Origin of the sequence: Burkholderia pyrrocinia, from assembly GCF_003330765.1 — a bacterium.
Classification (GTDB): domain Bacteria; phylum Pseudomonadota; class Gammaproteobacteria; order Burkholderiales; family Burkholderiaceae; genus Burkholderia; species Burkholderia pyrrocinia_B.
This window is the reverse complement of sequence record NZ_CP024902.1, coordinates 380,172-404,796: the sequence shown is the minus strand read 5'-3', so window position 1 is coordinate 404,796 and position 24,625 is coordinate 380,172. Positions and strand designations below refer to the sequence as shown.

General features: G+C 67.7%; 21 protein-coding genes and 1 riboswitch. Of the genes, 1 reads left to right on the top strand and 20 read right to left on the bottom strand.

Translation table 11 applies throughout. The features are described from left to right. Window positions 1–108: 108 nt before the first annotated feature. From hisD to CUJ89_RS01855, 16 genes are all read right to left on the bottom strand, one after another. Window positions 109–1,425, bottom strand: a complete 1,317-nt coding sequence (gene hisD / locus CUJ89_RS01930) for a histidinol dehydrogenase (RefSeq protein WP_114175777.1) — start codon at window positions 1,423–1,425, stop codon at window positions 109–111. A 24-nt stretch (window positions 1,426–1,449) separates the two neighbouring features. After that, window positions 1,450–2,103 (bottom strand): ATP phosphoribosyltransferase, encoded by a 654-nt coding sequence (gene hisG, locus CUJ89_RS01925; RefSeq protein WP_006477129.1) that lies wholly within the window; start codon window positions 2,101–2,103, stop codon window positions 1,450–1,452. Beyond that, entirely contained in the window at window positions 2,100–3,449 is a 1,350-nt protein-coding gene (gene murA, locus CUJ89_RS01920; protein WP_114175775.1) for a UDP-N-acetylglucosamine 1-carboxyvinyltransferase, read from the bottom strand. The genes hisG and murA overlap by 4 nt, the downstream gene beginning before the upstream one ends. Before the next feature lie 13 nt (window positions 3,450–3,462). Further along, window positions 3,463–3,702, bottom strand: a complete 240-nt coding sequence (locus CUJ89_RS01915) for a BolA family protein (protein WP_006477131.1) — start codon at window positions 3,700–3,702, stop codon at window positions 3,463–3,465. 51 nt (window positions 3,703–3,753) lie between these two features. Continuing rightward, the gene (locus tag CUJ89_RS01910) at window positions 3,754–4,608 is read right to left on the bottom strand and encodes an ABC transporter permease (protein WP_236654909.1); all 855 of its coding nucleotides are present in this window, start codon (window positions 4,606–4,608) and stop codon (window positions 3,754–3,756) included. Then, a complete protein-coding gene (locus CUJ89_RS01905) occupies window positions 4,605–5,531 on the bottom strand; it encodes an ABC transporter ATP-binding protein (RefSeq protein WP_114175772.1) in 927 nt (308 codons plus the stop codon). Before CUJ89_RS01905 ends, CUJ89_RS01910 begins: the two co-directional genes overlap by 4 nt. Before the next feature lie 192 nt (window positions 5,532–5,723). Further along, window positions 5,724–5,999: a lipid asymmetry maintenance protein MlaB gene (locus CUJ89_RS01900; RefSeq protein WP_114175770.1), complete on the bottom strand. Its 276-nt coding sequence runs from the start codon at window positions 5,997–5,999 to the stop codon at window positions 5,724–5,726. After that, window positions 5,996–6,625, bottom strand: coding sequence for a phospholipid-binding protein MlaC (locus tag CUJ89_RS01895; RefSeq protein ID WP_114178458.1), 630 nt, complete (start codon window positions 6,623–6,625; stop codon window positions 5,996–5,998). Before CUJ89_RS01895 ends, CUJ89_RS01900 begins: the two co-directional genes overlap by 4 nt. A gap of 111 nt (window positions 6,626–6,736) precedes the next feature. Next, entirely contained in the window at window positions 6,737–7,705 is a 969-nt protein-coding gene (locus CUJ89_RS01890; RefSeq protein WP_114178457.1) for a VacJ family lipoprotein, read from the bottom strand. A 31-nt stretch (window positions 7,706–7,736) separates the two neighbouring features. Then, entirely contained in the window at window positions 7,737–8,288 is a 552-nt protein-coding gene (mlaD, locus tag CUJ89_RS01885) for an outer membrane lipid asymmetry maintenance protein MlaD (protein ID WP_114175768.1), read from the bottom strand. Window positions 8,289–8,312: 24 nt separating this feature from the next. Beyond that, window positions 8,313–9,080: a lipid asymmetry maintenance ABC transporter permease subunit MlaE gene (gene mlaE / locus CUJ89_RS01880; RefSeq protein ID WP_114175767.1), complete on the bottom strand. Its 768-nt coding sequence runs from the start codon at window positions 9,078–9,080 to the stop codon at window positions 8,313–8,315. After that, window positions 9,077–9,898 carry an ABC transporter ATP-binding protein gene (locus CUJ89_RS01875; protein ID WP_006477138.1) on the bottom strand — a complete coding sequence of 274 codons (822 nt, stop codon included), beginning with the start codon at window positions 9,896–9,898 and terminating at the stop codon, window positions 9,077–9,079. The genes mlaE and CUJ89_RS01875 overlap by 4 nt, the downstream gene beginning before the upstream one ends. 84 nt (window positions 9,899–9,982) lie before the next feature. After that, on the bottom strand, window positions 9,983–11,107 hold the full coding sequence (gene thiE, locus CUJ89_RS01870; RefSeq protein WP_114175765.1) for a thiamine phosphate synthase: 1,125 nt from the start codon (window positions 11,105–11,107) through the stop codon (window positions 9,983–9,985). Next, window positions 11,104–11,919: a thiazole synthase gene (locus tag CUJ89_RS01865; protein WP_114175763.1), complete on the bottom strand. Its 816-nt coding sequence runs from the start codon at window positions 11,917–11,919 to the stop codon at window positions 11,104–11,106. The genes thiE and CUJ89_RS01865 overlap by 4 nt, the downstream gene beginning before the upstream one ends. Before the next feature lie 38 nt (window positions 11,920–11,957). Continuing rightward, complete coding sequence (thiS, locus tag CUJ89_RS01860; protein ID WP_114175760.1) at window positions 11,958–12,155, bottom strand: sulfur carrier protein ThiS; 198 nt, start codon at window positions 12,153–12,155, stop codon at window positions 11,958–11,960. A gap of 32 nt (window positions 12,156–12,187) precedes the next feature. Then, window positions 12,188–13,324 carry an FAD-dependent oxidoreductase gene (locus tag CUJ89_RS01855; RefSeq protein WP_114175759.1) on the bottom strand — a complete coding sequence of 379 codons (1,137 nt, stop codon included), beginning with the start codon at window positions 13,322–13,324 and terminating at the stop codon, window positions 12,188–12,190. A 225-nt stretch (window positions 13,325–13,549) separates the two neighbouring features. After that, window positions 13,550–13,673: riboswitch (TPP riboswitch) on the bottom strand. A gap of 270 nt (window positions 13,674–13,943) precedes the next feature. Here CUJ89_RS01855 and CUJ89_RS01845 point away from each other — a divergent pair. Continuing rightward, window positions 13,944–15,713 (top strand): ABC transporter ATP-binding protein/permease, encoded by a 1,770-nt coding sequence (locus CUJ89_RS01845; protein WP_114175757.1) that lies wholly within the window; start codon window positions 13,944–13,946, stop codon window positions 15,711–15,713. A gap of 110 nt (window positions 15,714–15,823) precedes the next feature. Here CUJ89_RS01845 and thpR read toward each other — a convergent pair whose 3' ends face one another. From thpR to CUJ89_RS01825, 4 genes are all read right to left on the bottom strand, one after another. Beyond that, window positions 15,824–16,390 carry an RNA 2',3'-cyclic phosphodiesterase gene (gene thpR / locus CUJ89_RS01840; protein ID WP_114175755.1) on the bottom strand — a complete coding sequence of 189 codons (567 nt, stop codon included), beginning with the start codon at window positions 16,388–16,390 and terminating at the stop codon, window positions 15,824–15,826. After that, window positions 16,387–17,877, bottom strand: a complete 1,491-nt coding sequence (locus tag CUJ89_RS01835; protein WP_114175753.1) for an alanine/glycine:cation symporter family protein — start codon at window positions 17,875–17,877, stop codon at window positions 16,387–16,389. Before CUJ89_RS01835 ends, thpR begins: the two co-directional genes overlap by 4 nt. Before the next feature lie 318 nt (window positions 17,878–18,195). After that, window positions 18,196–19,662: a glutamate synthase subunit beta gene (locus tag CUJ89_RS01830; RefSeq protein WP_114175751.1), complete on the bottom strand. Its 1,467-nt coding sequence runs from the start codon at window positions 19,660–19,662 to the stop codon at window positions 18,196–18,198. Window positions 19,663–19,747: 85 nt separating this feature from the next. After that, the gene (locus tag CUJ89_RS01825) at window positions 19,748–24,451 is read right to left on the bottom strand and encodes a glutamate synthase-related protein (protein WP_114175749.1); all 4,704 of its coding nucleotides are present in this window, start codon (window positions 24,449–24,451) and stop codon (window positions 19,748–19,750) included. Window positions 24,452–24,625 lie beyond the last annotated feature (174 nt).

Here is a 24,625-nt window from a genome sequence, read left to right as displayed (position 1 = left end):
CGGCAAGGCGGCGGCCGCCGCCCTGCGCTTGTCTCCGGCCCCGTCCTTCGGAGTGTCGGCCGGAGCCGGCGCGTCAGCACCTGCCCCGGTCCCGCACGAGACGTGCGGTCAGTTCTTCATCCGGAACTCGGCGCTCTTCGCGTGCGCCTGCAGCCCCTCGCCGTATGCGAGCTCGGACGCGATCTCGCCGAGCGTCTGCGCACCTTCCGCGCTGACCTCGATCAGGCTCGAGCGCTTGATGAAGTCGTACACGCCGAGCGGCGACGAGAAACGCGCGGTGCGCGACGTCGGCAGCACGTGGTTCGGGCCCGCGCAGTAGTCGCCGAGGCTCTCGCTCGTGTAGCGGCCGAGGAAGATCGCGCCCGCGTGGCGGATCTGCTGGCCCCATTGCTGCGGTTCCAGCGCCGAAATTTCCAGGTGCTCGGGCGCGATGTCGTTCGCGATCCGGCAGGCCTCGGCCATGTCGCGCACCTTGATCAGCGCGCCGCGGCCTTCGAGCGACGCGCGGATCACGTCCCGGCGCGGCATCGACGGCAGCAACTCGTTGATCGCCTTTTCGACGCGATCGAGGAACGCGCCGTCCGGGCACAGCAGGATCGACTGCGCGAGTTCGTCGTGCTCGGCCTGCGAGAACAGGTCCATCGCGACCCAGTTCGGATCGGTCGTGCCGTCGCACAGCACGAGGATCTCCGACGGCCCCGCGATCATGTCGATGCCGACCGTGCCGAACACGCGGCGCTTCGCCGACGCGACGTAGGCATTGCCGGGGCCGCAGATCTTGTCGACGGCCGGTACCGTCGCCGTGCCGTACGCGAGTGCGCCGACCGCCTGCGCGCCGCCGATCGTGAACACGCGATCGACGCCGCCGAGCAGCGCCGCGGCGAGCACGAGCTCGTTCTTCACGCCGTCCGGCGTCGGCACGACCATCACGATCTCGCCGACGCCCGCGACGCGCGCGGGAATCGCGTTCATCAGCACCGACGACGGGTACGCGGCCTTGCCGCCCGGCACGTACAGGCCGACGCGATCGAGCGGCATGACCTTCTGGCCGAGCACCGTGCCGTCGCTTTCCGTGTACTGCCAGCTATGCGTGCCGCACTCGATCTTCTGCTTCTCGTGGTACGCGCGCACGCGCGCCGCGGCCGCTTCCAGCGCCGCGCGCGCCTTCGGCGCGAGGCCGTCGAGCGCCGTCTGCAGCGCATCCTGCGGCAGTTCGAGCGCGGCGACGCTGCTCGCGCTCAGCCGGTCGAAGCGGTTCGTGTACTCGAGCACCGCGGCGTCGCCGCGCGACTTCACGTCGGCGAGGATCTGCGCGACCGATTGCTCGATTGCCGCGTCTTCGCTCGCCTCGAATGCGAGTACCGTGCGCAGGGCGGCGCCGAAGCCTTCGCTCGTCGAATCGAGCTTGCGGATGGTGATGGACATGGGAGTTCCGTTACGGTGATGCGCTCAACCGCCATTCTGCGACGCGCGTTCGAACGCGTCGAGGATCGGCTTGAGCGCCGCGCGCTTCAACTTCAGCGCAGCCTGGTTCACGACGAGGCGCGACGAGATCGCCATGATCTCCTCGACCTCGACCAGATTGTTCGCCTTCAGCGTGCCGCCCGAGCTGACGAGGTCGACGATCGCGTCGGCCAGCCCGACCAGCGGCGCGAGCTCCATCGAGCCGTACAGCTTGATCAGGTCGACGTGCACGCCCTTCGCGGCGAAGTGCTCGCGCGCCGTTTCGACGTACTTCGTCGCAACGCGCAGGCGCGCGCCCTGGCGCACCGCGTTCGCGTAGTCGAAGCCGGCCGGCACGGCCACCGACATCCGGCAGCGTGCAATGTTCAGATCGATCGGCTGGTACAGGCCCGAGCCGCCGTGCTCGACCAGCACGTCCTTGCCGGCCACGCCGAAATCGGCCGCGCCGTATTCCACGTAGGTCGGCACGTCGCTCGCGCGCACGATGATCACGCGCAGGTTCGGGTCGGTCGTCGGCAAGATCAGCTTGCGCGACGTTTCCGGATCCTCGGCCACCTGCACGCCGGCCGCGGCGAGCAGCGGCAGGGTTTCCTCGAAAATCCGGCCCTTCGACAGGGCGAGGGTCAGCGGCGCGGTCATGCTTGGCTCCCGGAGAGGCGGCGCACGTTCGCGCCGACGGCGGTCAGTTTGGCTTCCATGCGGTCGTAACCGCGGTCCAGGTGATAGATGCGGTCGACGAGCGTTTCGCCGTCGGCACGCAGCCCGGCGATCACGAGGCTCGCCGACGCGCGCAGGTCGGTCGCCATCACGTTCGCGCCCGACAGCTTGTCGACGCCCGTCACGAGCGCCGTGTTGCCGTCGATCGTGATGTTCGCGCCGAGCCGGTTCAGCTCCTGCACGTGCATGAAGCGGTTCTCGAAAATGGTTTCGACGACCTGCGCGGTGCCCGTCGCGACCGTATTGAGGGCCATGAACTGCGCCTGCATGTCGGTCGGGAACGCCGGATATTCCGACGTGCGGATCGTCACCGCCGACGGCCGACGGTCCATCTTCACGCGCAGCCAGCTGTCGCCTTCCTCGATCGACACGCCGGCTTCGCGCAGCTTGTCGATCACCGCGTCGAGGATGTGCGGGCGCACGCCCGTCAGCATCACGTCGCCGCCCGCCGCCGCGACCGCGCACAGGAACGTGCCGGCCTCGATGCGGTCGGGGATCACCGAATGGCGCGCGCCGTGCAGCCGCTCGACGCCCTGGATCACGAGGCGATCGGTACCGATGCCGTCGATTTTCGCGCCCATCGCGACCAGCAAGTGCGCGAGATCGCTCACTTCCGGTTCGCGCGCGGCGTTCTCGATCACCGTCTCGCCGTCCGCGAGCGTCGCGGCCATCAGCAGGTTTTCCGTGCCCGTCACCGTGATCATGTCGGTCACGATGCGCGCGCCCTTCAGGCGCTTCGCGCGCGCTTCGATAAAGCCGTGCTCGATGCTGATCTCGGCGCCCATCGCCTGCAGGCCCTTGATGTGCTGGTCGACCGGACGCGCACCGATCGCGCAGCCGCCCGGCAGCGACACCTTTGCCTCACCGAAACGCGCGAGCAGCGGCCCGAGCACGAGGATCGATGCGCGCATCGTCTTCACGAGTTCGTACGGCGCAACGAGATTGTCGACGCGCGACGCGTCGAGCTGCACGCGGCAGCCGTCGGTCTCGCTCTTCACGCCCATCTGGTTCAGCACCTTCAGCGTGGTGCGCACGTCCTTCAGGTTCGGCACGTTGTCGAGATCGACCGGATCGGCGGTGAGCAGCCCCGCGCACAGGATCGGCAGCGCGGCGTTCTTCGCGCCCGACACGACGATCTCGCCGGACAGGCGGCGGCCGCCTTCGATCACGAGCTTGTCCATCCCCTGTCCCTGCGATTCCCCGTTGGCGGCCGGGTGTGCCGTGGCGACGCTCTTGACGGCGTCGCGCTCGTTGACGGTGACTTGCACTCAGTTTTTCCGGTTATGCGTTCTGCCATTCGGCGGGCGTCAGCGTCTTCATGCTGAGCGCGTGAATTTCCTGCTTCATGCGATCGCCGAGCGCCGCATAGACGAGCTGGTGCCGCTGGATCGGCCGCTTGCCTTCGAAGGCCGCCGACACGATCGTCGCGAAGAAATGCTGGCCGTCGCCTTCGACTTCCAGATGAGTGCAGGCGAGACCGCCGGCGATGTATTGCTTGACCTGTTCGGGAGTCGGCAACATGTAAGGCTCCTGTCGGCGCGCGCCGCCCGAGGCGGCCGCTGCCTGTCGATATCAATGACGCAGTTTGTAGCCGGTCGCGAGCAGCCGCATCGCGACCATCGCGAGCAGCACGAAGAAACCGGCGACGATCGCAAGGCTCGCGAACGGGTTGATGTCGGACGCGCCGAAGAACCCGAAACGGAAGCCGTCGATCATGTAGAAAAACGGATTGAGACGCGAGATCTCGCGCCACACGGGCGGCAGCGAGTGCGTCGAATAGAACACGCCGGACAGGAACGTCAGCGGCATGATCAGGAAGTTCTGGAATGCGGCGAGCTGGTCGAACTTCTCGGCCCAGATCCCGGCGATCAGGCCGAGCGTGCCGAGGATCGCCGAGCCGAGCAGCGCGAACGCGATGATGAACAGCGGCGCTGCGAAGTGAATCGGGATGAACCAGATCGTCACGACGAACACGCCCGTGCCGACCGCAAGCCCGCGCACGACGGACGCGAGCACGTATGCGCCGAAGATGTCGCGGTACGACAGCGGCGGCAGCAGCATGAACACGAGGTTGCCGGTGATCTTCGACTGGATCAGCGACGACGAGCTGTTCGCGAACGCGTTCTGCAGCACGCTCATCATCACGAGGCCCGGCACGAGAAAGCTCACGTACTCGACGCCCGGATACACCTCGACGCGGCCCGACAGCGCGTGGCCGAAGATCGTCAGATACAGCAGCGCCGTCACGACGGGCGCGAGCACCGTCTGGAACGACACCTTCCAGAAACGCAGCAGTTCCTTGTAGAACAGTGTTCGAAAACCGCTTCCCGGCACTCGCCCGATAGCGCCGGGCTCAGGAGTCTGGAGGGAACGGGGGGGCTTCGCCCCCCCGAGCGAACGAAGTTCGCGTGGGGGTTGTTGATTCATGCCAGACCCTCGATCACCTCGGCCCCGTTCATCACCTGGACGAACACATCCTCGAGGTCGGCCTTGCGGACCTCGATCTCGTCGAACGTGCAGCCCGCCGCGCGGCACTGCGCCAGGATGCGTTCGACATCGTCGTAGCTCGCGAGGCGCAGCAGGTGCTCGCCCGGCGCACGCGCGGCCGGGTCAGTCTCCAGCCCGCGCAGCTCGGCGGGCAGCGCGCCGGTCGCCAGGCGCAGGTAGAGCTGCAGCCCCGCGAAGCGGCGCAGCAACGCGTCGGTGCGGTCGAGCGCGACCACTTCCCCGCGGCGCAGCATCGCGATGCGGTCGCACAGCGACTCGGCTTCCTCGAGGTAATGGGTGGTCAGCACGATCGTGTGCCCCTCGCGATTCAGGCGCGAGATGAATTTCCACAGCGTCTGGCGCAATTCGACGTCGACGCCGGCGGTCGGCTCGTCGAGCACGATCACGGGCGGCCGGTGCACGAGCGCCTGCGCGACGAGCACGCGGCGCTTCATCCCGCCCGACAGCGCGCGCATGTTCGCGTCGGCCTTCTCGGTGAGGTCGAGATTCGCCATCACTTCATCGATCCAGTCGTCGTTGCGGCGCAGCCCGAAATAGCCGGACTGGATCCGCAGCGTCTCGCGGACGGTGAAGAACGGGTCGAATACGAGCTCCTGCGGCACGACGCCGAGTGCGCGGCGCGCACCACGGAAGTCCTTGAGGACGTCGTGGCCGCGCACCGAGATACTGCCTTCGTCGGCCCGGGCGAGCCCGGCGAGGATACTGATGAGCGTGGTCTTGCCTGCGCCGTTGGGGCCGAGCAGACCGAAAAACTCGCCTTCCTCGACCGACAGGCTGACGCCCTTGAGCGCCTGAAGCGACTTGTAGCGCTTCTTGACGTGACGGATTTCTATGGCTGACATGACTGTGCGCGACGCAATGGCCGCGACGCCTATTCTGTGCTTGCTGCGAAAGAAAATGGGGGCCGGACGCCGATTGGCTGCCCCGCAAAACGCTTGATTATAGGGCAAACCGGCTGGCGGAGCCGGCGCCGGAGGCGCGCGGCCTGAAGCTTGCGCGCGCCGGCTGGCGCGGCAGGCTCCGGTCGGGCAGGGTCAATGTCGCCCGGTGCCTTCGATGATCGCGTCGACGCCGTAGGCGCGCGCGAGGCTGGCGAGCTTCGGGGGGAGATTGAGGATGTCGAGGGCCGCGCCGCGCGATTTGGCGGCACGTTGCCATGCGAGCAGCACGGCGAGCGCGGACGAGTCGAACTGCGTCAGCGCCGCGCAATCGACGGCGGTCGCACCCGCGCCGATGCGCGCAAGACCGTCCGCGAGCGCGGACTTCGCGCTCGCGACGGTCAGCGAGGAGCCGGCTTCGAAGCCGCTCACGACGCCTGCTTGCCGGCGGCAAGTTGCTGGTTGCGCTGCGTCAGGAACTGGATCAGGCCATCCACGCCGCTTTGCTGGATCTTCTCGTTGAACTGCTGCTGGTATGTCTGGATCAGCCACGCGCCGAGCACGTTCAGGTCATACACCTTCCAGCCGTTCGCCGACTTGTACAGGCGATAGTCGATCTGGACCGGCTGGCCGTTGTTCAGCGCGACCGTCTTGACGACGACGTCGGTATCGGCCGGATCGGCGCGGAACGGCGGGTACTGGATCTGCTGGTCCGGCTTCAGCTGCGCCAGCGCACCCGAATACGTGCGGATCAGCAGCAGCTTGAACTGCTCCTGAACCTGCTGCTGCTGCTCGGCCGTCGCCGTGCGCCAGTTGCGGCCCATCGCGAGCTGCGTGGTGCGACGGAAATCGGTGTACGGCAGGATGTCCTTGTTGACGATCGAAATGATGCGGTTGATGTCGCCCTGCTTGATCGCCTGCTGCTTGACTTCGTCGAGCACCTGCTGCGTCGCCGTCTTGATCAGCGCCTGCGGGTTCGACTGGTCGACTTGCGCGTGAGCTGCGCTGCCAAACGAGAACAGCGCGGCGAAAACGGGGATCAGGAACAGTTTTTTCATCATAGTGGCCTGCATGAATGAGTCGATGCGGAGGTTGGAGCAGGTAGCTTACGCGCAAGTTCGCGCACGCTACCGACTGAATCGTTTCCGGCTGTAACGAATGTAATTCCGTCAGTGCAGCCGGATGCTCGGGAAGCGGAACCCGCCCGGCGACGGCGGCGCCACCTGCATCGGCGGCACGTTCGTCGCGCTGGCCGGGTTCGGCGATTCGGCCGTGCTGCCCGAAGCCGGCGCGGCCACTGCCGCGCCCGATGCGCCTGCCGGCGCCGTCGCGCCGCCAACCGCCGCTGCGCCCGCCGTACCGGCCGCGCCGGCTGCCGCCGGTGCCGCGCCGTCGTCCGGCAGGTCGTACTTCGGCAGCGCGTCGTTGCTCGCCGTCGAGCCTGCTTCGCCGCGCGCGTTGTCGATCAGCATCTGGCGGCGCTGCAGGTACGCGTTGCGCACGAACGAATACTTGTCGAGCGCCGCGGCATTCAGCACGTCGCCCGCGCCGAGCAGGTTCGCGCGCGTATTGACGAGGTTCACGCCGAACAAGCCATAGCCCAAGCTGTCCGGCTTCACGTAGGTCAGCGGATTGCCGACGTAGTCGACGCCGAGGCCGGCCGTGTCGCGCAGCGTGCTCGGGCCGAGCAGCGGCAGCACCAGGTACGGGCCCGACGGCATGCCGTAGCGGCCCATCGTGATCCCGAAGTCGGCCGAGTGCTTCGGCAGCTTCGCGATCGTCGCGACGTCGAACAGGCCGCCGACGCCGAACACCGTGTTGATCACGACGCGCATCAGGTCGCCGACGCCGTCCGCGATCCGCAGCTGCACGATGTTGTTCGCCGCGATATAGACGTCGCCGATGTTCGAGAAGAAGTTCGTCACGCTGTCGCGCACCGGCTGTGGCACCACGTACTGGTAGCCCTGCGCGACCGGCTTCAGCGCGTACGTGTCGACCGTGTCGTTGAACTTGTACATCGTCCGGTTGAAGCCTTCGAGCGGATCGCCCTGGGTCGGCGTCTGCACGGTCGCGCAGCCGCTCAACGCGGCGACTGCCGCTACCGCCAGCACGGCGTGCCTGATGCGGATCGTCTGCATGGTCATTACCCTCTTGTTTTCTCTCGCGTGGTTATTGTGCTGCCGAACCGGACACGGCCGACGCCGGTACCGCCACCGGTGCCGGCGCGGCCGGCGCGCCGGCTGCCGGCTTCGCGCCGCCCGCATCGGCGGCCTTGCTGTACAGGAACTGGCCGATCAGGTTTTCGAGCACGATCGCCGATTGCGTCATCGTGATCGTATCGCCCGCCTTCAGCATTTCGGTGTCGCCGCCCGGCTCGAGGCCGATGTACTGTTCGCCGAGCAGGCCCGACGTCAGGATCTTCGCCGACGAATCCTTCGGGAACGGGTACTGGCCGTCGATATCGATCGTCACGAGCGCCTGGTAGGTGTTCGTGTCGAAGCCGACCGTCTTCACGCGGCCGACCACGACACCCGCGCTCTTCACGGCCGCACGCGGCTTCAGCCCGCCGATATTGTCGAATTTCATCTTCACCGAGTAGGTCGGCTGAAACGACAGCGAGCTCATGTTGCCGACCTTCAGCGCCAGGAACAGCACCGCAAGGAAGCCCACCACCACGAACAGGCCGACCCAGAAGTCGAGAGCAGTCTTTTTCATCGTCATCCCAAAATTTGGCTTGGCTGAGGCTTAGCTGAACATCAGCGCGGTCAGCAGGAAATCGAGGCCGAGTACGGCGAGCGACGCGAACACGACCGTCTTGGTGGTCGCGCGCGACACGCCTTCCGGCGTGGGCTTCGCTTCATACCCTTGATACAGCGCAATGAAGGTCACGGCGAACCCGAACACGATGCTCTTCAGCACGCCGTTGCCGACGTCGGCCCAGACCTGGACCCCGCCCTGCATCTGCGACCAGAACGCGCCCGGATCGACGCCGATCAGCACGACGCCGACGAAGTAGCCGCCGAGCACGCCGACCGCGTTGAAGATCGCGGCCAGCAGCGGCATCGCGATGATGCCCGCCCACATGCGCGGCGCGATCACCGTCTTGACCGGGTCCACCGCCATCATCTCGAGCGCGGTGAGCTGCTCGCCGGCCTTCATCAGGCCGATCTCGGCCGTGAGCGACGTGCCCGCGCGGCCCGCGAACAGCAGCGCGGTGACGACCGGCCCGAGTTCGCGCACGAGCGACAGCGCGACCAGCAGGCCGAGCGCCTGCTCGGAACCGTAGCGGTTCAGCGTGTAATACCCCTGCAGGCCGAGCACGAAGCCGACGAACAGCCCCGACACGGCAATGATCACGAACGAATAGTTGCCGAGGAAGTGGATCTGCTTCGTGACAAGCCGCGGCCGGCGCAGCAGCGGGAAGAATTCGAGCACGAGGCGCACGAACAGGCGTGTGCCGTAGCCCGTACGCGTCAGGCCGCCGATGACGTAACGTCCGATCGCGCTGATCATGCGCGCCCTCCGCCGAGCCCGAAATCCGCGGCAAGCGGCGGGCTCGTGTAATGAAATTTGAACGGGCCGTCGGGCGCGCCGTCGATGAACTGCCGCACGCTAGGGTCGGTCGACGCGCGCAGCTCGTCGGGCGTACCCTGCGCGAGCACGCCGCCGTTGGCCAGAAAATACACGTAGTCGGCGATCGCGAACGATTCCGGCACATCGTGCGTGACGAGGATCGACGTTGCGCCAAGCGCCTGGTTCAGCGTGCGGATCAGATTCGCGGTGATGCCGAGCGAGATCGGATCGAGGCCCGCGAACGGCTCGTCGTACATGATGAGTTGCGGATCGAGCGCGATCGCGCGCGCGAGCGCGATGCGGCGCGCCATCCCGCCCGACACCTCGGACGGCATCAGGTCGCGCGCGCCGCGCAGGCCGACCGCGTTGAGCTTCATCAGCACGAGGTCGCGGATCAGGTCTTCGGGCAGGTCGGTATGCTCGCGCAGCGCGAACGCGACATTCTCGAACACCGACATGTCGGTGAACAACGCGCCGAACTGGAACAGCATGCCCATCTTGCGGCGCAGCGCGTACAGGCCGTCGCGCGTTTGCGCGCCGACATCGGCGCCGTCGAACAGCACCTGGCCGCGGCGCGCGCGCACGAGGCCGCCGATCAGGCGCAGCACGGTCGTCTTGCCGCAACCCGACCCGCCCATGACCGCGACAACCTGCCCGCGCCCGAAGCGCAGGTTCAGGTTGGACAGGACGAGGCGGTCGCCGTAGCCGAAGTCGACGTCGCGAAGTTCCAGCAGTGTCTCGGTAGGAGTGGGGCTCACGGAGCGGACAGTCCTTTTACGCAGAACGCCGAATTATAGGGCCTGCATTGGAATGATGTCGTGACGCCGTTCCGGGCCCTGCGGTCAATGATTGTCAAATTGTCCGGCAAAACATTGCTGCAGCGCAATAAGCGCAGTCCGATAGTCGGCGGCGCCCGTGACCGCACTGACCACCGCGACGCTGCCGACGCCCGTCGCCAGCACGGCCGGCAGCGTGTCGAGCCCCACCCCGCCGATCGCGACGAGCGGCGCCCGCGCGCGCGCGAAGCGCGCGTAGCGGGCAATCCGCGCGAGTCCCTGTGGCGGCGCAGCGACGGCCTTGGTCGCGGTCGCGTACACGGGGCCGAGCGCGAGGTAGCTCGGACGCTCGTGCAGCGCCCGCAACATTTCGTAATAACCATGGCTCGACAGTCCGAGCCGCAGGCCCGCGCGCGCGATCGCGGCCAGATCGGCCGTCTCGAGGTCCTCCTGACCCAGATGAACGCCGTACGCACCTGCATCTGCAGCGATCTGCCAGTGATCGTTGATGAACACGCGCGCATCGGGATAGCGGCGCCCGGCCGCGACCGCGCGTGCGATTTCCCGGCGCAATGCGTCCGGCGTTGCGCCTTTCACGCGCAGTTGCACGGTCCGCACGCCGCAATCGAGCACGCGTTCGACCCATTCGGCGTCCGGCACGACCGGATAGAGGCCGAGCTGCGCGGGGCATGGCGCGAACGCGGGCTCAGGCGCGGCCGGCAGCCCGGCGACGCGCGGGAACCGCGCTGCGTCGACCGGCCAGGCGTCGGCGGCGCGCGTTTCGTCGCCGTCGCGCCACGCAAGCGCGAGCACCAGCGCGTCGACCGGCGCGAAGCCGCAATCGAGGAACGCCGCGAGCGCCGCGATCCAGTCGTCCGCGAGCGGGTGCGCGGCGTCGAGCGCGTAGCGCACGCCCGCCGCATGCAGCGCCGCCCCCTGCTCGTCGAATTCGATCGCGACCGCATCCGGCGACGCGGGCCGCGATGCGGCCGACGCGCGTGCCTGCGCGGTACGGTCGCCGGCCGACACGATCAGCACGTCGCCGTCGGCCGGCGCGACGGGCGTCGCCACGCAAAGCCGCCACGGCGCCGCGCCGCCCGGCCAGTCGCCGAGCCGTGCGCGAATCCGTTCGGCCGCTTCGGCCAGTTCGTCGGCCGGCGGCCAGAACGCATCGGCGAAGCGCGCGCTCATGCGCCGCCCCCGTCCTGGTGCCAGAACGGCATCCCGACGACCGGCGTGCTCGCGTGCGCGGTCTCGCGCGCGTCCATCGGCCCGGCGAGATACGCGGCACGGCCGGCCTCGACGCCCTGCGCAAAGGCGCGCGCCATGATCTCGGGGTGCGTGGCCTGCGACACGGCCGTGTTCAGCAGCACGCCGTCGAAGCCCCACTCCATCACCTGGCACGCGTGCGACGGCACGCCGAGCCCCGCGTCGACGATCAGCGGCACGTCGGGCAGCCGTTCGCGCAGCACGCGCAAGCCGTACGGGTTCACGACGCCCTTGCCCGTGCCGATCGGCGCGCCCCACGGCATCAGCGCCTCGCAGCCCACGTCGAGCAGGCGCCGGCCGATCACGAGATCCTCGGTGCAGTACGGCAGCACCTTGAAACCGTCCTTGACCAGTTGTGCGGCGGCTTCGATCAGCCCGACCGGGTCGGGTTGCAGCGTGTAGTCGTCGCCGATCAGCTCGAGCTTGATCCAGTCGGTGCCGAATACCTCGCGCGCCATGTGCGCGGTCGTCACTGCCTCGGCAACGGTCTGGCAGCCGGCCGTGTTCGGCAGCAGCGGCACCGCGTGGCGCTTGAGCAGGTCGAAGAAGCCGGCTTCGGCCGTGCCGCCCGTCATCTGGCGGCGCAGCGCGACCGTCACCATCCCCGGTCGCGACGCCGCGATCGAATCGGACAGCGACTGCAGCGACGGATAGCGCGACGTGCCGAGCAGCACGCGGCTTGCAAAGGGTTCGCCGTACAGCGTCAGCGCGTCGGCGGAGGTAAGGGACGTCATGTCGTTTTCCTGGAAGAGCGGGGACGAACCGGCGGCGCTCAGCCGCCCGCGACGGGGTGCACGACGTCGAGCTTGTCGCCCGCCGCGAGCGAGCGCGCCGCATGCTGCGTGCGCGCGACGAAGTTGCCGTTCAGCGCGACCGCGTAAGGCGGACGCGCGCCGTACGCGGCGAGCGCGTCGGCCACCGTCGCGCCGTCGGGCAGCGTCAGGGTCTGTTGGTTGATCTGGATATCCATGAGGCTTGGTCGGATTCGGTCGGCGGCGCGCGTCAGGCCGGCTGGCGCGCGTCGTTGCGGTGATGAAGGAGCGTCGGCCAGCGCGCGGCGTCGCGCCACGCGGCGAACGCGTCGGCATCGCCGAACGCGCCGCCGAGCGAGGCTTCGGCGAACCCGACCGCCGCATGCGCGACTTCCGGCGCGATCATGAAGCCGTGCCGGTACAGGCCGTTGACGGCGAGCGTCGACGCACCGTCCCAGATCACCGCCGGGCGATGATCGGGCAGCGTCGGCCGGCACTGCGCATTGAGTTCGAGGATGCGCGCCTCGCCGAACGCCGGATGCACGGAGAACGCCGCGCTCAGCAGTTCGAGCGCGGATCGCACGCTGACGGGCGACATGTCCTCGCCCTCGACCTCGGTCGCGCCGATCACATAGAGATCGTCCTGCTTCGGCGCGATGTACAGCGGATAGCGCGGATGCAACAGCCGCACGGGCCGCGTGAGCCCGATACCAGGCGCATGCACGCGCGCGACTTCGCCGCGGATGCCGCGCAGCGCGGGCAGCACGGGTTTCGCGCCGAGCCCGCGGCAATCGATCGTGAAATGCGCTGCGGGCAGGTTCGCCTCGTCGATCGCGACGTGCCAGTGCAGGTCGACACCGCGCTCGACGAGGCCCGCCGCGAGCGCGCGCAGCGCCTGGCGATTGTCGAGCTGGCCTTCGCGCGGCAGCAGCAGGCCGCGCGCGAAGCGGCCCGCGAGCGCGGGCTCGGCCGCGTCGACCTGCGCGCCGGCGAGCGTGACGAAGCCGCCGTCGAACAGGTCGGCCGGCGCGTTCGCGCGCACGCGCCGCTCGAACAGCGGCGCCTCCGCGCGATCCGCGTGATGCCAGACGACAAGCGTGCCGTGATGCTGGAAGAATACGGGTTCGGGCAGTTCCGCGAGCCACTGCGGCCAGCGCGCGAGCGACGCGGCGCCGAGTTCGGTGATCAGCAGCTCCGCGCTCGCCGCTTCCGCGAGCGGCGCGAGCATCGCGGCCGCGATCCACGCGGCCGACTGCTCGCCGTCCGGGCCGCCGCGCTCGTAGAGCGCGACGCGATGCCCGTCGCCCGCGAGCCGCCATGCGATCAGGCGGCCGACGAGGCCGCCACCGAGCACCGCGAAATCCGGCCGTGAATTCTGGACGTTCATCGCGCACCCTCCGCGCGAGCGCGCACGACGAACGTCGACGCGCACGCGCCGTCCCGTGCGAACGCACGCGACATCGGGCCGGGAGCCATGCAAAAGACTGAAGATTGTGCGGTCATCATTCCTTCCGTAACGCGCAATGCGCGTACCCAAAAGGACGAAACCGGCAGCAAAGGCCGGCCGGGCGGGACTCGGGCGCTGACCATGTGGGATGGCGGCCAGCGCGGCCCGGCGGGATCAGAAACTTCCCTCGCCGGTATTACCCGGATCGGGTGCGAAGGGTCTTTCTCAGCCTCGCCGCGCCGCCCGGAACATCCGCCGGCCGCGCCTCGAAGCACCCCTGTTTCGTCGACGGCCATTAGACCATAAAAGCGGAAAGCGCCGCAAACTGTCCCCCATGCGGCAAATTCGCCGGCGCGCTGCGCCGCTCTGGCACAATGCCCGCAGGCCGGCCGCGCGAGCGGCCGGTTGCCGCGTCACCGCCGGCCCTTAAGTGCCGTTTAAGACGCGCGGGCGACCATCCGGACGCCCGTCGTCAGTCGGCGCATCGCCCCGGCATGCCTTATCGCGGCGCGCGCCCGGCTTCGCCCGGCCCGCGCGCCGGCTACTCATCAGGAAGCACATGACCCAATCGATCGATCCCGTCCGCTCCGCCTCCGACGCGCCGCAGGACGAGCGCCCGGTATCCGCATGGAGCCTCATCAAGCCCTACTGGGTATCGTCCGAATGGAAAATCGCGTGGGGCCTGCTGGTCACGATCATCGCGATCAACCTCTGCGTGGTGTGGATCAACGTCAAGCTGAACAAGTGGAACGCGGAGTTCTACAACGCGCTGCAGTCGAAGGACGTCCACGACTTCCCGAACCTGCTGATGCAGTTCTCCGCGCTCGCGTTCGCCTTCATCATCTTCGCCGTGTACGGCCGCTACCTGCGGCAGATGCTCGGCTTCCGCTGGCGCCAGTGGCTCACCGACCGTTTTCTCGGCCAGTGGCTCGGCGATCGCGCGTTCTACCGGATCGAACGCGACCGCCTCGCCGACAACCCCGACCAGCGGATCACCGACGACCTCCAGTCGTTCGCGACCACGACGCTCGCGCTGTCGCTCGACCTGCTGTCGACGGTCGTCACGCTCGTGTCGTTCATCACGATCCTGTGGTCGCTCGCCGGTGCGCTGACGGTCTCGCTCGGCGCGACGCCGATCGCGATTCCCGGCTACATGGTGTGGGCGGCCGCGCTGTACGCGGTGGTCGGCTCGCTGATCATCCAGAAGGTCGGCCATCCGCTCGTGTCGATCAACTACCAGCAGCAGCGCGTCGAGGCCGATTTCCGCTTCGGGCTGATCCGCGTGCGCGAGAACGCCGAGCAGATCGCGTTCTACGACGGCGAGAAGACCGAGACCGGCAACGCGCAAAGCCTCTTCATGCGCATCCGCGACAACTGGTGGCGCGTGATGAAGTACACGAAGCGGCTCACGTTCGTGCTGAGCTTCTACGGGCAGATCGCGATCATCTTCCCGCTCGTCGTCGCCGCGCCGCGCTATTTCGCGGGTGCCTTCTCGTTCGGCGTGCTGATGCAGATCTCGTCCGCCTTCGGCACCGTCAGCGATTCGTTCTCGTGGTTCATCAACAGTTACTCGACACTGGTCGAATGGCGCGCCACCGTCAACCGTCTGCGCGAATTCAAGCGCGTGATGGGCACGTCGCACCTGAAGGAAAGCCTGTCGCCCGCGACCGAGCACGGCGGCATCAACCTGCACTACGTCGATGCGGCGAAGCTGTCGACGTCGTCGCTCAAGCTCGCGCTGCCGAACGGCAACGCGCTCGCGGACATCGGCAGCGTGACGATCGAACCCGGCTCGCGCTGGCTCGTGATCGGCAAGTCGGGTTCCGGCAAGAGCACCTTCATGCGCGCGCTCGCGGGCCTGTGGCCGTTCGGCGACGGCGCGATCGACGCGCCGGTCGGCGCACGGATGATGTTCGTGCCGCAGACGAGCTATTTGCCGATCGGCACGCTGAAGGCCGCGCTCACCTATCCGGCGACGCCCGACACGTTCAGCGACGACGCCTGCCGCGACGCGCTGCGTGCCTGCCGCCTCGAGGAATACGCCGACCGCCTCGACGAAACCGCGCACTGGACGCGCGTGATGTCGCCGGGCGAACAGCAGCGCCTCGCCGGTGCGCGCGTGCTGCTGCACAAGCCCGACTTCCTGTTCCTCGACGAAGCGACGAGCGCGCTCGACACGGACAACGAGGCGCGGCTCTACCACCTGTTCGCCGAGCGGCTGCCGAAGGCCGCGATCATCAGCATCGCGCACCGCGAGTCGCTGGCCGCGTTCCACGTCGGCACGATCAACGTCGAGCGCGTAAACGACAGCGACAAGGTCGCCGCGTGAGTAGGCGCGCCGCGCGCATCGCGCTGATCACCGGCGCAGGCTCCGGGATCGGCGCGGCGCTCGCGCGGCGGCTCGCGGCGCCCGGCATCGCAATGCATCGCGGGCGCAGCTCACAGCGTCGCCCGGCCGTCCGCCCGTGCGATCGGTGCGGACACGATCGGCCAATGCGACACGCCCTCGTGCGACAGCCGGCTTTCGAACAGCGTCAGCGCTTCGATGCGCAGCACGACCGGTCGCCCGGGCGCACCGCCGTGCGCAGGCTGGCCGACCGCATCGCGCGGCAGCCGCGCGAGCGTCACGTGCGGCCGGAACGGCCGCCGGTCGGCCGGCACGCCGAGTTCGCCCAGCAGCGCCGCCAGCCCGGCATTCAGCGCCACGCACGCGGGATCGGCATCAAGCTCCGCGACGATCAGCCTCGCGCGCGGCAGGCTCGGCCACCACGCGATCCGTTCGACCGGCAGCAACGGCAGCGCATGCGCTGCCGCGAGCGCGGGCAGGCGTGCGGCCAGCGCGTCGCAACGTTCCCGTTCGATCGCGCCGATGAACGCGAGCGTCATGTGCAGTTGCGCGGGCAGCGTGCGCCGCGCGCCACGGGTGACCGGCAACGCGTGCAGTGCGTCGCGCGATGCCGCATCGGGTATCAGCGCGACGAACGCACGGAGCCGGTCGCCGTTCATGACTCGCGCACCGCGGCGCGCGCCGCGTTCGTCGCGTCGGCCGCAACCGGACGCTGCGGCAGCGGGCCATGCTCGCCCCACACGTCGGCCGGCAGCACGCGCGCGAGTTCGGGGATCGTGTTGCGCGTGAACACCGGATCGGCGATGCCTGCCGCGCGCTGGCGACGATAGTCCGACCACGCGGCGTGCGCATGCTTGCCAAGCGCGAGGATCGCGATCAGGTTGATGATCGCCATCAGCCCCATGCTCGTATCGGCCATCGCCCATACGAGCGGCAGTTGCCCGACGCTGCCGAACATCACCATGCCCAGCACCGCGACGCGGAACAGCGGCAGCACGCCGCGCCGCTTCGTGATGAATTCGACGTTGCCTTCCGCGTACGCGTAATTGCCGATCACCGACGAGAACGCGAGGAAGAAAATCGCAACGGCCATGTAGATGCCGCCCCAGTCGCCGACGTGGCTCGAGATCGCGCGCTGCGTGAGCGCCGCGCCTTCCATGCCGGTGCCGAGCTCGTACTGGCCCGACAGCAGGATCACGAACGCGGTCGCGCTGCAGATCACGATCGTGTCGACGAACACGCCGAGCATCTGGATCAGCCCCTGCGTGACGGGGTGCCGCGTGCTCGCGGTCGCGGCCGCGTTCGGCGCGCTGCCCATCCCCGCCTCATTCGAGAACAGCCCGCGCTTCACGCCGATCGCGATCGCCTGGCTCACCGCATAGCCCGTCAGGCCGCCCGCCGCCTGTTCGAGGCCGAACGCGCTCTTCACGATCAATGCGATCACGCCCGGCACCAGCGCGATGTGGGTCGCGACCGCGTAGACCGCGAGCGCGAGGTAGCCGATCGCCATCAGCGGCACGATCACCTGCGCGACCGTCGCGATGCGGCGGATGCCGCCGAAGATGATCGGCGCGCTCAGCAGCACGAGACCGAGGCCGACCGTCTCGCGGCTCCAGCCGAACGACGTATGGAACGCGTCGGCGATCGCATTGGCCTGCACCGCGTTGAACACGAAGCCGAACGCGAGGATCAGCGACAGCGAGAACAGCACGCCGAAGCCGCGCGAACGCAGACCCGTCTGGATGTAGTACGCGGGGCCGCCGCGATAGCTGCCGTCCGGGTGCGACACCTTGAAGATCTGCGCGAGCGTCGCTTCGACGAACGCGGACGACATCCCGACGAGCGCGGTCATCCACATCCAGAAGATCGCGCCCGGCCCGCCGACCGTCAGCGCGACCGCGACGCCCGCGATGTTGCCGGTACCGACGCGGCTCGCGAGCCCTGTCGCGAACGCCTGGAACGACGAAATGCTGCCCGGCTCGCCCTTGCTGCCGACCAGCTTCATGCTGAGGAACAGCGCCTTCAGCTGGATCATCCGGAACCGCAACGTGAACCACGCGCCGACGCCGAGCAGCAGCGCAATCAGCACGTAGTTCCACAACACGCCGTTGACGGCGTCGATCAGCCCATGCACGAGTGCTTCCATCCAGAGTCCTTGCAAATAGGGTCAGTCACATGCGGCCGCCGCGAACGCGGCCCGAGGGGCGACATGATATGACAGTTTTCAAGGATTATTACAAAACGAAAGAAAACGAGATGACGGATAATCCGCTGCGAATGTGATCAGATTAGGCGACGCTTCGCGAAAATGGCGAGCACCCGCATAGCGAAGCGGCGGATCGGACGGCGTCGCCGGACACGCGCAACCGGCTGGCCGACGGGCATCGGTGTGCGCCTGCCATAAAAAAACCGGGCGCCCTTTCGGACGCCCGGTTTTCATCGAAACCCACTCGCGGTATTCAGCTTATCGCGGCAGTTCCGTATGCCCCATCAGGTACGCGTCGACCGAACGCGCGCACTGGCGGCCTTCGCGGATCGCCCATACCACGAGCGACTGGCCGCGGCGCATGTCGCCCGCCGCGAACACCTTGTCGACCGACGTGTAGTACGAGCGATCGCCTTCGGTCGCCGCACGCGCATTGCCGCGCGCGTCCTTCGCGACGCCGAACGCGTCGAGCACGGGCGCGGCCGGCTGCGTGAAGCCCATCGCGAGCAGCACGAGATCGGCCTTCATTTCGAACTCGGAGCCCGGCACTTCCTGCATCTTGCCGTCCTTCCACTCGACGCGCACCGCGATCAGCTTCTCGACCTTGCCGTTCTTGCCTTCGAGACGCTTCGTCGCGACCGCCCAGTCGCGCTCGCAGCCTTCTTCGTGCGACGACGACGTGCGCAGCTTGATCGGCCAGTACGGCCACACGAGCGGCTTGTGCTCTTCTTCCGGCGGCTGCGGCAGCAGCTCGAACTGCGTGACCTGCTTCGCGCCGTGACGGTTCGACGTGCCGACGCAGTCCGAACCCGTATCGCCGCCGCCGATCACGATCACGTGCTTGCCCTTCGCGAGCAGCTGGTCGACGAGCTTGTCGCCCGCGTTCACGCGGTTCTGCTGCGGCAGGAAGTCCATCGCGAAATGGACGCCCGCGAGCTCGCGGCCCGGCACCGGCAAATCGCGCGGCACTTCCGAACCGCCCGCGATCACGACCGCGTCGAATTCTTCCTTCAGCGTGTCCGGCGAGAGGGTTTCCTTCGCGAGGCTGCCGATCGACTCGGGCAGCGGATCCTTGCCGATGAACACGCTGGTGCGGAACGTCACGCCTTCCGCTTCCATCTGGCGCATGCGGCGGTCGATCAGCCACTTCTCGAGCTTGAAGTCGGGAATCCCGTAGCGCAGCAGGCCGCCGACGCGGTCGTTCTTCTCGAACACCGTCACGTCGTGGCCCGCGCGCGCGAGCTGCTGCGCGGCGGCGAGGCCCGCGGGGCCCGAGCCGACGACCGCGACCTTCTTGCCCGTCTTGTGTTCGGCCGGCTCCGGCTTCACCCAGCCTTCCGCCCAGGCCTTGTCGATGATCGCGTGCTCGATCGACTTGATGCCGACCGGGTCGTCGTTGATCCCGAGCGTGCACGCGGCTTCGCACGGCGCCGGGCAGATGCGGCCCGTGAATTCCGGGAAGTTGTTGGTCGAGTGCAGGACTTCGATCGCCTGCTGCCAGTCCTGGCGGTAAACGAGATCGTTGAAGTCCGGAATGACGTTGTTGACCGGGCAGCCGTTGTTGCAGAACGGGATGCCGCAATCCATGCAGCGCGCGCCCTGGACCTTCGCGTCCGCGTCGGTCAGTGCCGCGACGAATTCCTTGTAGTGCTTCACGCGCGTGAGCGGTGCTTCGTACGCCTCGTGGCGGCGTTCGAACTCCAGAAAACCGGTTGCCTTGCCCATAAGGTGCTCTTCTGTTCGGTGTATCGGGTGGGGGAGCCGCGCGCGGCAGTCATGCGCGCGCGGCATTCGCTATGTCGTTCGTCGCTCAGGCGGCCAGCACTTCCTTCGCCGCCTTCTTCGCACCGATCTCGCCCAGCGCGCGCTTGTATTCGTGCGGGAACACCTTCACGAACTGGCGGCGCGCCGCGTCCCAGTTTTCCAGCAGCGACTTCGCGCGCGGCGAACCCGTGAACTGGAAATGACGCTCGACGAGCCCCTTGAGCAGCGCTTCGTCCGTCGTGCCCGCGTGCCAGAGCGCGCGGTCGACCGTGCGCTCCTGCTCGGCCTGCTGCAGCACCGGCTCGAGCGCGACCATCGACTTGTTGCACTTCGCCGCGAACGTGCCTTCCGGATCGTAGATGTACGCGAGGCCGCCCGACATGCCGGCCGCGAAGTTGCGCCCCGTCTCGCCGAGCACGACGACCGTGCCGCCCGTCATGTATTCGCAGCCGTGGTCGCCCGTGCCTTCGACGACCGCCGTCGCGCCCGAGTTGCGCACGCAGAAGCGCTCGCCCGCGACGCCGCGGAAGAACGATTCGCCTTCGATCGCGCCGTACATCACCGTGTTGCCGCAGATGATGTTTTCCTCGGACTTGCCGCGGAAGTCGTTGGTCGGGCGGATGATGATCCGGCCGCCCGACAGGCCCTTGCCGACGTAGTCGTTACCGTCGCCGACGAGGTCGAGCGTCACGCCCTTCGCGAGGAACGCGCCGAAGCTCTGGCCGGCCGTGCCCTTCAGCTGGATGTGCACCGCGTCGTCGGCCAGGCCGTCGTGGCCGTGCTTCTTCGCGATGATGCCCGACAGCATCGCGCCGACCGTGCGGTTCACGTTGCGCACCGGCTGGATGAACGACACATGCTCGCCGTTCTCGATCGCGGCCTTCGCCTTCTCGATCAGCACGTGGTCGAGCGCGCGCTCGAGGCCGTGATCCTGCACGTCGACGTGACGCGGCGCAACGCCCTCGCACTCTTCCGGCTGGTAGAACACGCGCGAGAAGTCGAGGCCCTTCGCCTTCCAGTGCTCGATGCCCTTGCGCGTATCAAGCAGGTCGGCGCGGCCGATCAGGTCGTCGAACTTCGCGACGCCGAGCTGCGCCATGATCTCGCGCACTTCCTCGGCGACGAAGAAGAAGTAGTTCACGACGTGCTCGGGCTGGCCCTGGAACTTCGCGCGCAGCACCGGATCCTGCGTCGCGACGCCGACCGGGCACGTGTTCAGGTGGCACTTGCGCATCATGATGCAGCCCTCGACGACGAGCGGCGCCGTCGCGAAGCCGAATTCGTCTGCGCCGAGCAGCGCGCCGATCACGACGTCGCGGCCCGTCTTCATCTGGCCGTCGGCCTGCACGCGGATCCGGCCGCGCAGGCGGTTCAGCACGAGCGTCTGCTGCGTTTCGGCCAGGCCGAGTTCCCACGGCGTGCCCGCGTGCTTGACCGACGACAGCGGCGATGCGCCCGTGCCGCCGTCATGGCCGGCGATCACGACGTGATCGGCCTTCGCCTTCGCGACACCGGCCGCGACCGTGCCGACGCCCACTTCCGACACCAGCTTCACCGAGATGCTCGCGCTCGGGTTCACGTTCTTCAGGTCGTGGATCAGCTGCGCCAGATCCTCGATCGAGTAGATGTCGTGGTGCGGCGGCGGCGAGATCAGGCCGACGCCCGGCACCGAGTAACGCAGCTTGCCGATGTACTCGGACACCTTGTGGCCAGGCAGCTGGCCGCCTTCGCCCGGCTTCGCGCCCTGCGCCATCTTGATCTGGATCTGGTCGGCCGAAGCGAGATACTCGGCGGTGACGCCGAAGCGGCCCGACGCGACCTGCTTGATCTTCGAGCGCAGCGAATCGCCGTCCTTCAGCGGAATGTCGCTGACGATCTCGTCGCCGATCACCGACTTCATCGTCTCGCCGGCCTTGATCGGAATGCCGCGCAGCTCGTTGCGGTAGCGCTTCTCGTCCTCGCCGCCTTCGCCGGTGTTCGACTTGCCGCCGATCCGGTTCATCGCGACCGCGAGCGTCGCGTGCGCTTCGGTGCTGATCGAGCCGAGCGACATCGCGCCCGTCGCAAAGCGTTTGACGATGTCCTTCGCCGATTCGACGTCGTCGATCGGGATCGCCTTCGCCGGCGCGACCTTGAACTCGAACAGGCCGCGGAACGTCATGTGACGCTTGGTCTGGTCGTTGATCAGGTGCGCGTATTCCTTGTACGTCTGGTACGAGTTGCTGCGCGTCGCGTGCTGCAGCTTCGCGATCGAATCCGGCGTCCACATGTGGTCTTCGCCGCGCACGCGGTACGCGTATTCGCCGCCCGCGTCGAGCATGTCGCGCAGGACCGGGCTATCGCCGAACGCGTCGCGGTGCAGGCGGATCGCCTCTTCTGCGACTTCGAACAGGCCGATGCCGCCGACCTTCGACGCCGTGCCCTTGAAGTACTTCTCGACGAGGTCGCTCGACAGGCCGAGCGCTTCGAAGATCTGCGCGCCCGTGTACGACATGTACGTCGAGATGCCCATCTTCGACATCACCTTCTGCAGGCCCTTGCCGACCGCCTTCGTGAAGTTGTAGACGGCCTTCTCCGGCGACAGGTCGCCCGACAGGCCCTCGGCCATCTTCGCGAGCGTTTCCATCGCGAGGTACGGGTGCACGGCTTCCGCGCCGTAGCCCGCGAGCAGCGCGAAGTGGTGCGTTTCACGCGCGGAGCCCGTCTCGACGACGAGGCCCGTGCTCGTGCGCAGCCCTTGCTGGACGAGGTGCGTGTGGATCGCCGACGTGGCGAGCAGTGCGGGAATCGCGACATGGTCGGCGTCGGTCTTGCGGTCCGACACGATCAGCATGTTGTAGCCCGACTTCACCGCGTCGACGGCTTCCGCGCACAGCGACGCGAGGCGCGCCTCGATGCCTTCCTTGCCCCACGCGACCGGGTAGCAGATGTTCAGTTCGTACGCGCTGAACTTGCCGCCCGTGTACTGGTCGATCGCGCGGATCTTCGCGATGTCCTTGAAGTCGAGCACCGGCTGCGACACTTCGAGACGCATCGGCGGGTTGATGTTGTTCGTGTCGAGCAGGTTCGGCTTCGGGCCGACGAACGACACGAGCGACATCACCATGTTCTCGCGGATCGGGTCGATCGGCGGGTTCGTGACCTGCGCGAACAGCTGCTTGAAGTAGTGATAGAGCGTCTTGTTCTTGTTCGACATCACCGCGAGCGGCGAGTCGTTGCCCATCGAACCGACGGCTTCTTCGCCCTGCTGCGCCATCGGCGCCATCAGGAACTTCAGGTCTTCCTGCGTATAGCCGAACGCCTGCTGGCGGTCGAGCAGCGCGGCGCCCTGCGTGCGGCCGGCCGCGACTTGCTCGGCCTTCGGCTCGATCTCGTCGAGCTTGATGCGCACGGCGTCGATCCAGCTCTTGTACGGCTTCGCGTTCGCGAGGTTGTCTTTCAGTTCCTTGTCGTCGATGATGCGGCCGTGTTCCATGTCGATCAGGAACATCTTGCCCGGCTGCAGGCGCCACTTCTTGACGATCTTCGATTCGGGGATCACCAGCGTGCCGGCTTCCGACGCCATGATGACGAGGTCGTCGTCCGTGACGATGTAACGCGCCGGGCGCAGGCCGTTACGGTCGAGCGTCGCGCCGATCTGGCGGCCGTCGGTGAACGCGATCGCGGCCGGGCCGTCCCACGGCTCCATCATCGCGGCGTGGTATTCGTAGAACGCGCGGCGGTTCTCGTCCATCAGCGTGTGCTGTTCCCACGCTTCCGGGATCATCATCATCACCGCATGCACGAGCGGGTAGCCGGCCATCACCAGCAGTTCGAGACAGTTGTCGAACGACGCCGTATCCGACTGGCCCGGATAAATCAGCGGCCAGAGCTTCGGCAGGTCGTCGCCGAGCACGTGCGACGCGATCGCGCCGGTACGCGCGTTCAGCCAGTTCACGTTGCCCTTCACGGTGTTGATCTCGCCGTTGTGGGCGATCATCCGGTACGGGTGGGCCAGTTCCCACGCCGGGAACGTGTTGGTCGAGAAGCGCTGGTGCACGAGCGCGAGCGCCGACACGACGCGCGCGTCCTGCAGGTCGCGGTAGTACACGCCGACCTGGCCCGCGAGCAGCAGCCCCTTGTAGACGACCGTGCGCGCCGACATCGACGGCACGAAGTATTCCTTGCCGTGCTTGAGCTTCAGCGCCTGGATGCGGTGGCTCGCCGTCTTGCGGATCACGTACAGCTTCCGCTCGAGCGCGTCCGTCACCATGATGTCCTTGCCGCGGCCGATGAAGATCTGGCGGATCAGCGGCTCGCTCGCCTTCACGGTCGGCGAGATCGGCATCGCATGGTCGACCGGCACGTCGCGCCAGCCGAGCACGACCTGGCCTTCGGCCTTCACCGTGCGCTCGAGCTCCTGCTCGCACGCGAGACGCGATGCGTTTTCCTTCGGCAGGAAGATCATCCCGACCCCATATTCGCCGGCGGGCGGCAGCATCACGTCCTGCTTCGCCATTTCCTCGCGATAGAACGCGTCCGGAATCTGGATCAGGATGCCCGCGCCGTCGCCCATCAGCGGATCGGCGCCGACCGCGCCGCGGTGATCGAGGTTCTCGAGGATCTTCAGCCCCTGCTGGATGATCTCGTGGCTCTTCTTGCCCTTGATGTGGGCGACGAAGCCGACGCCGCAGGCGTCGTGTTCGTTTTGCGGGTCGTACAGACCTTGTGCGGCGGGCACCGCGGCGAGCGGCAGCTGGTGGTCGTTCATGGGGACACCGTCGTAAAGGGGGCCTGGAGGGCCGTTGAACCATTTTCTTGTTGCCGTCGATCCCGCTCCCGACGGGAGACGGCGCGGCCGACAGTGGGTGGGCATGCTTCGCCCGGGCCACCGGAATTCGGAATATACGCGACGAATCAAAGGAATAGCAACAAAAACCGCTTG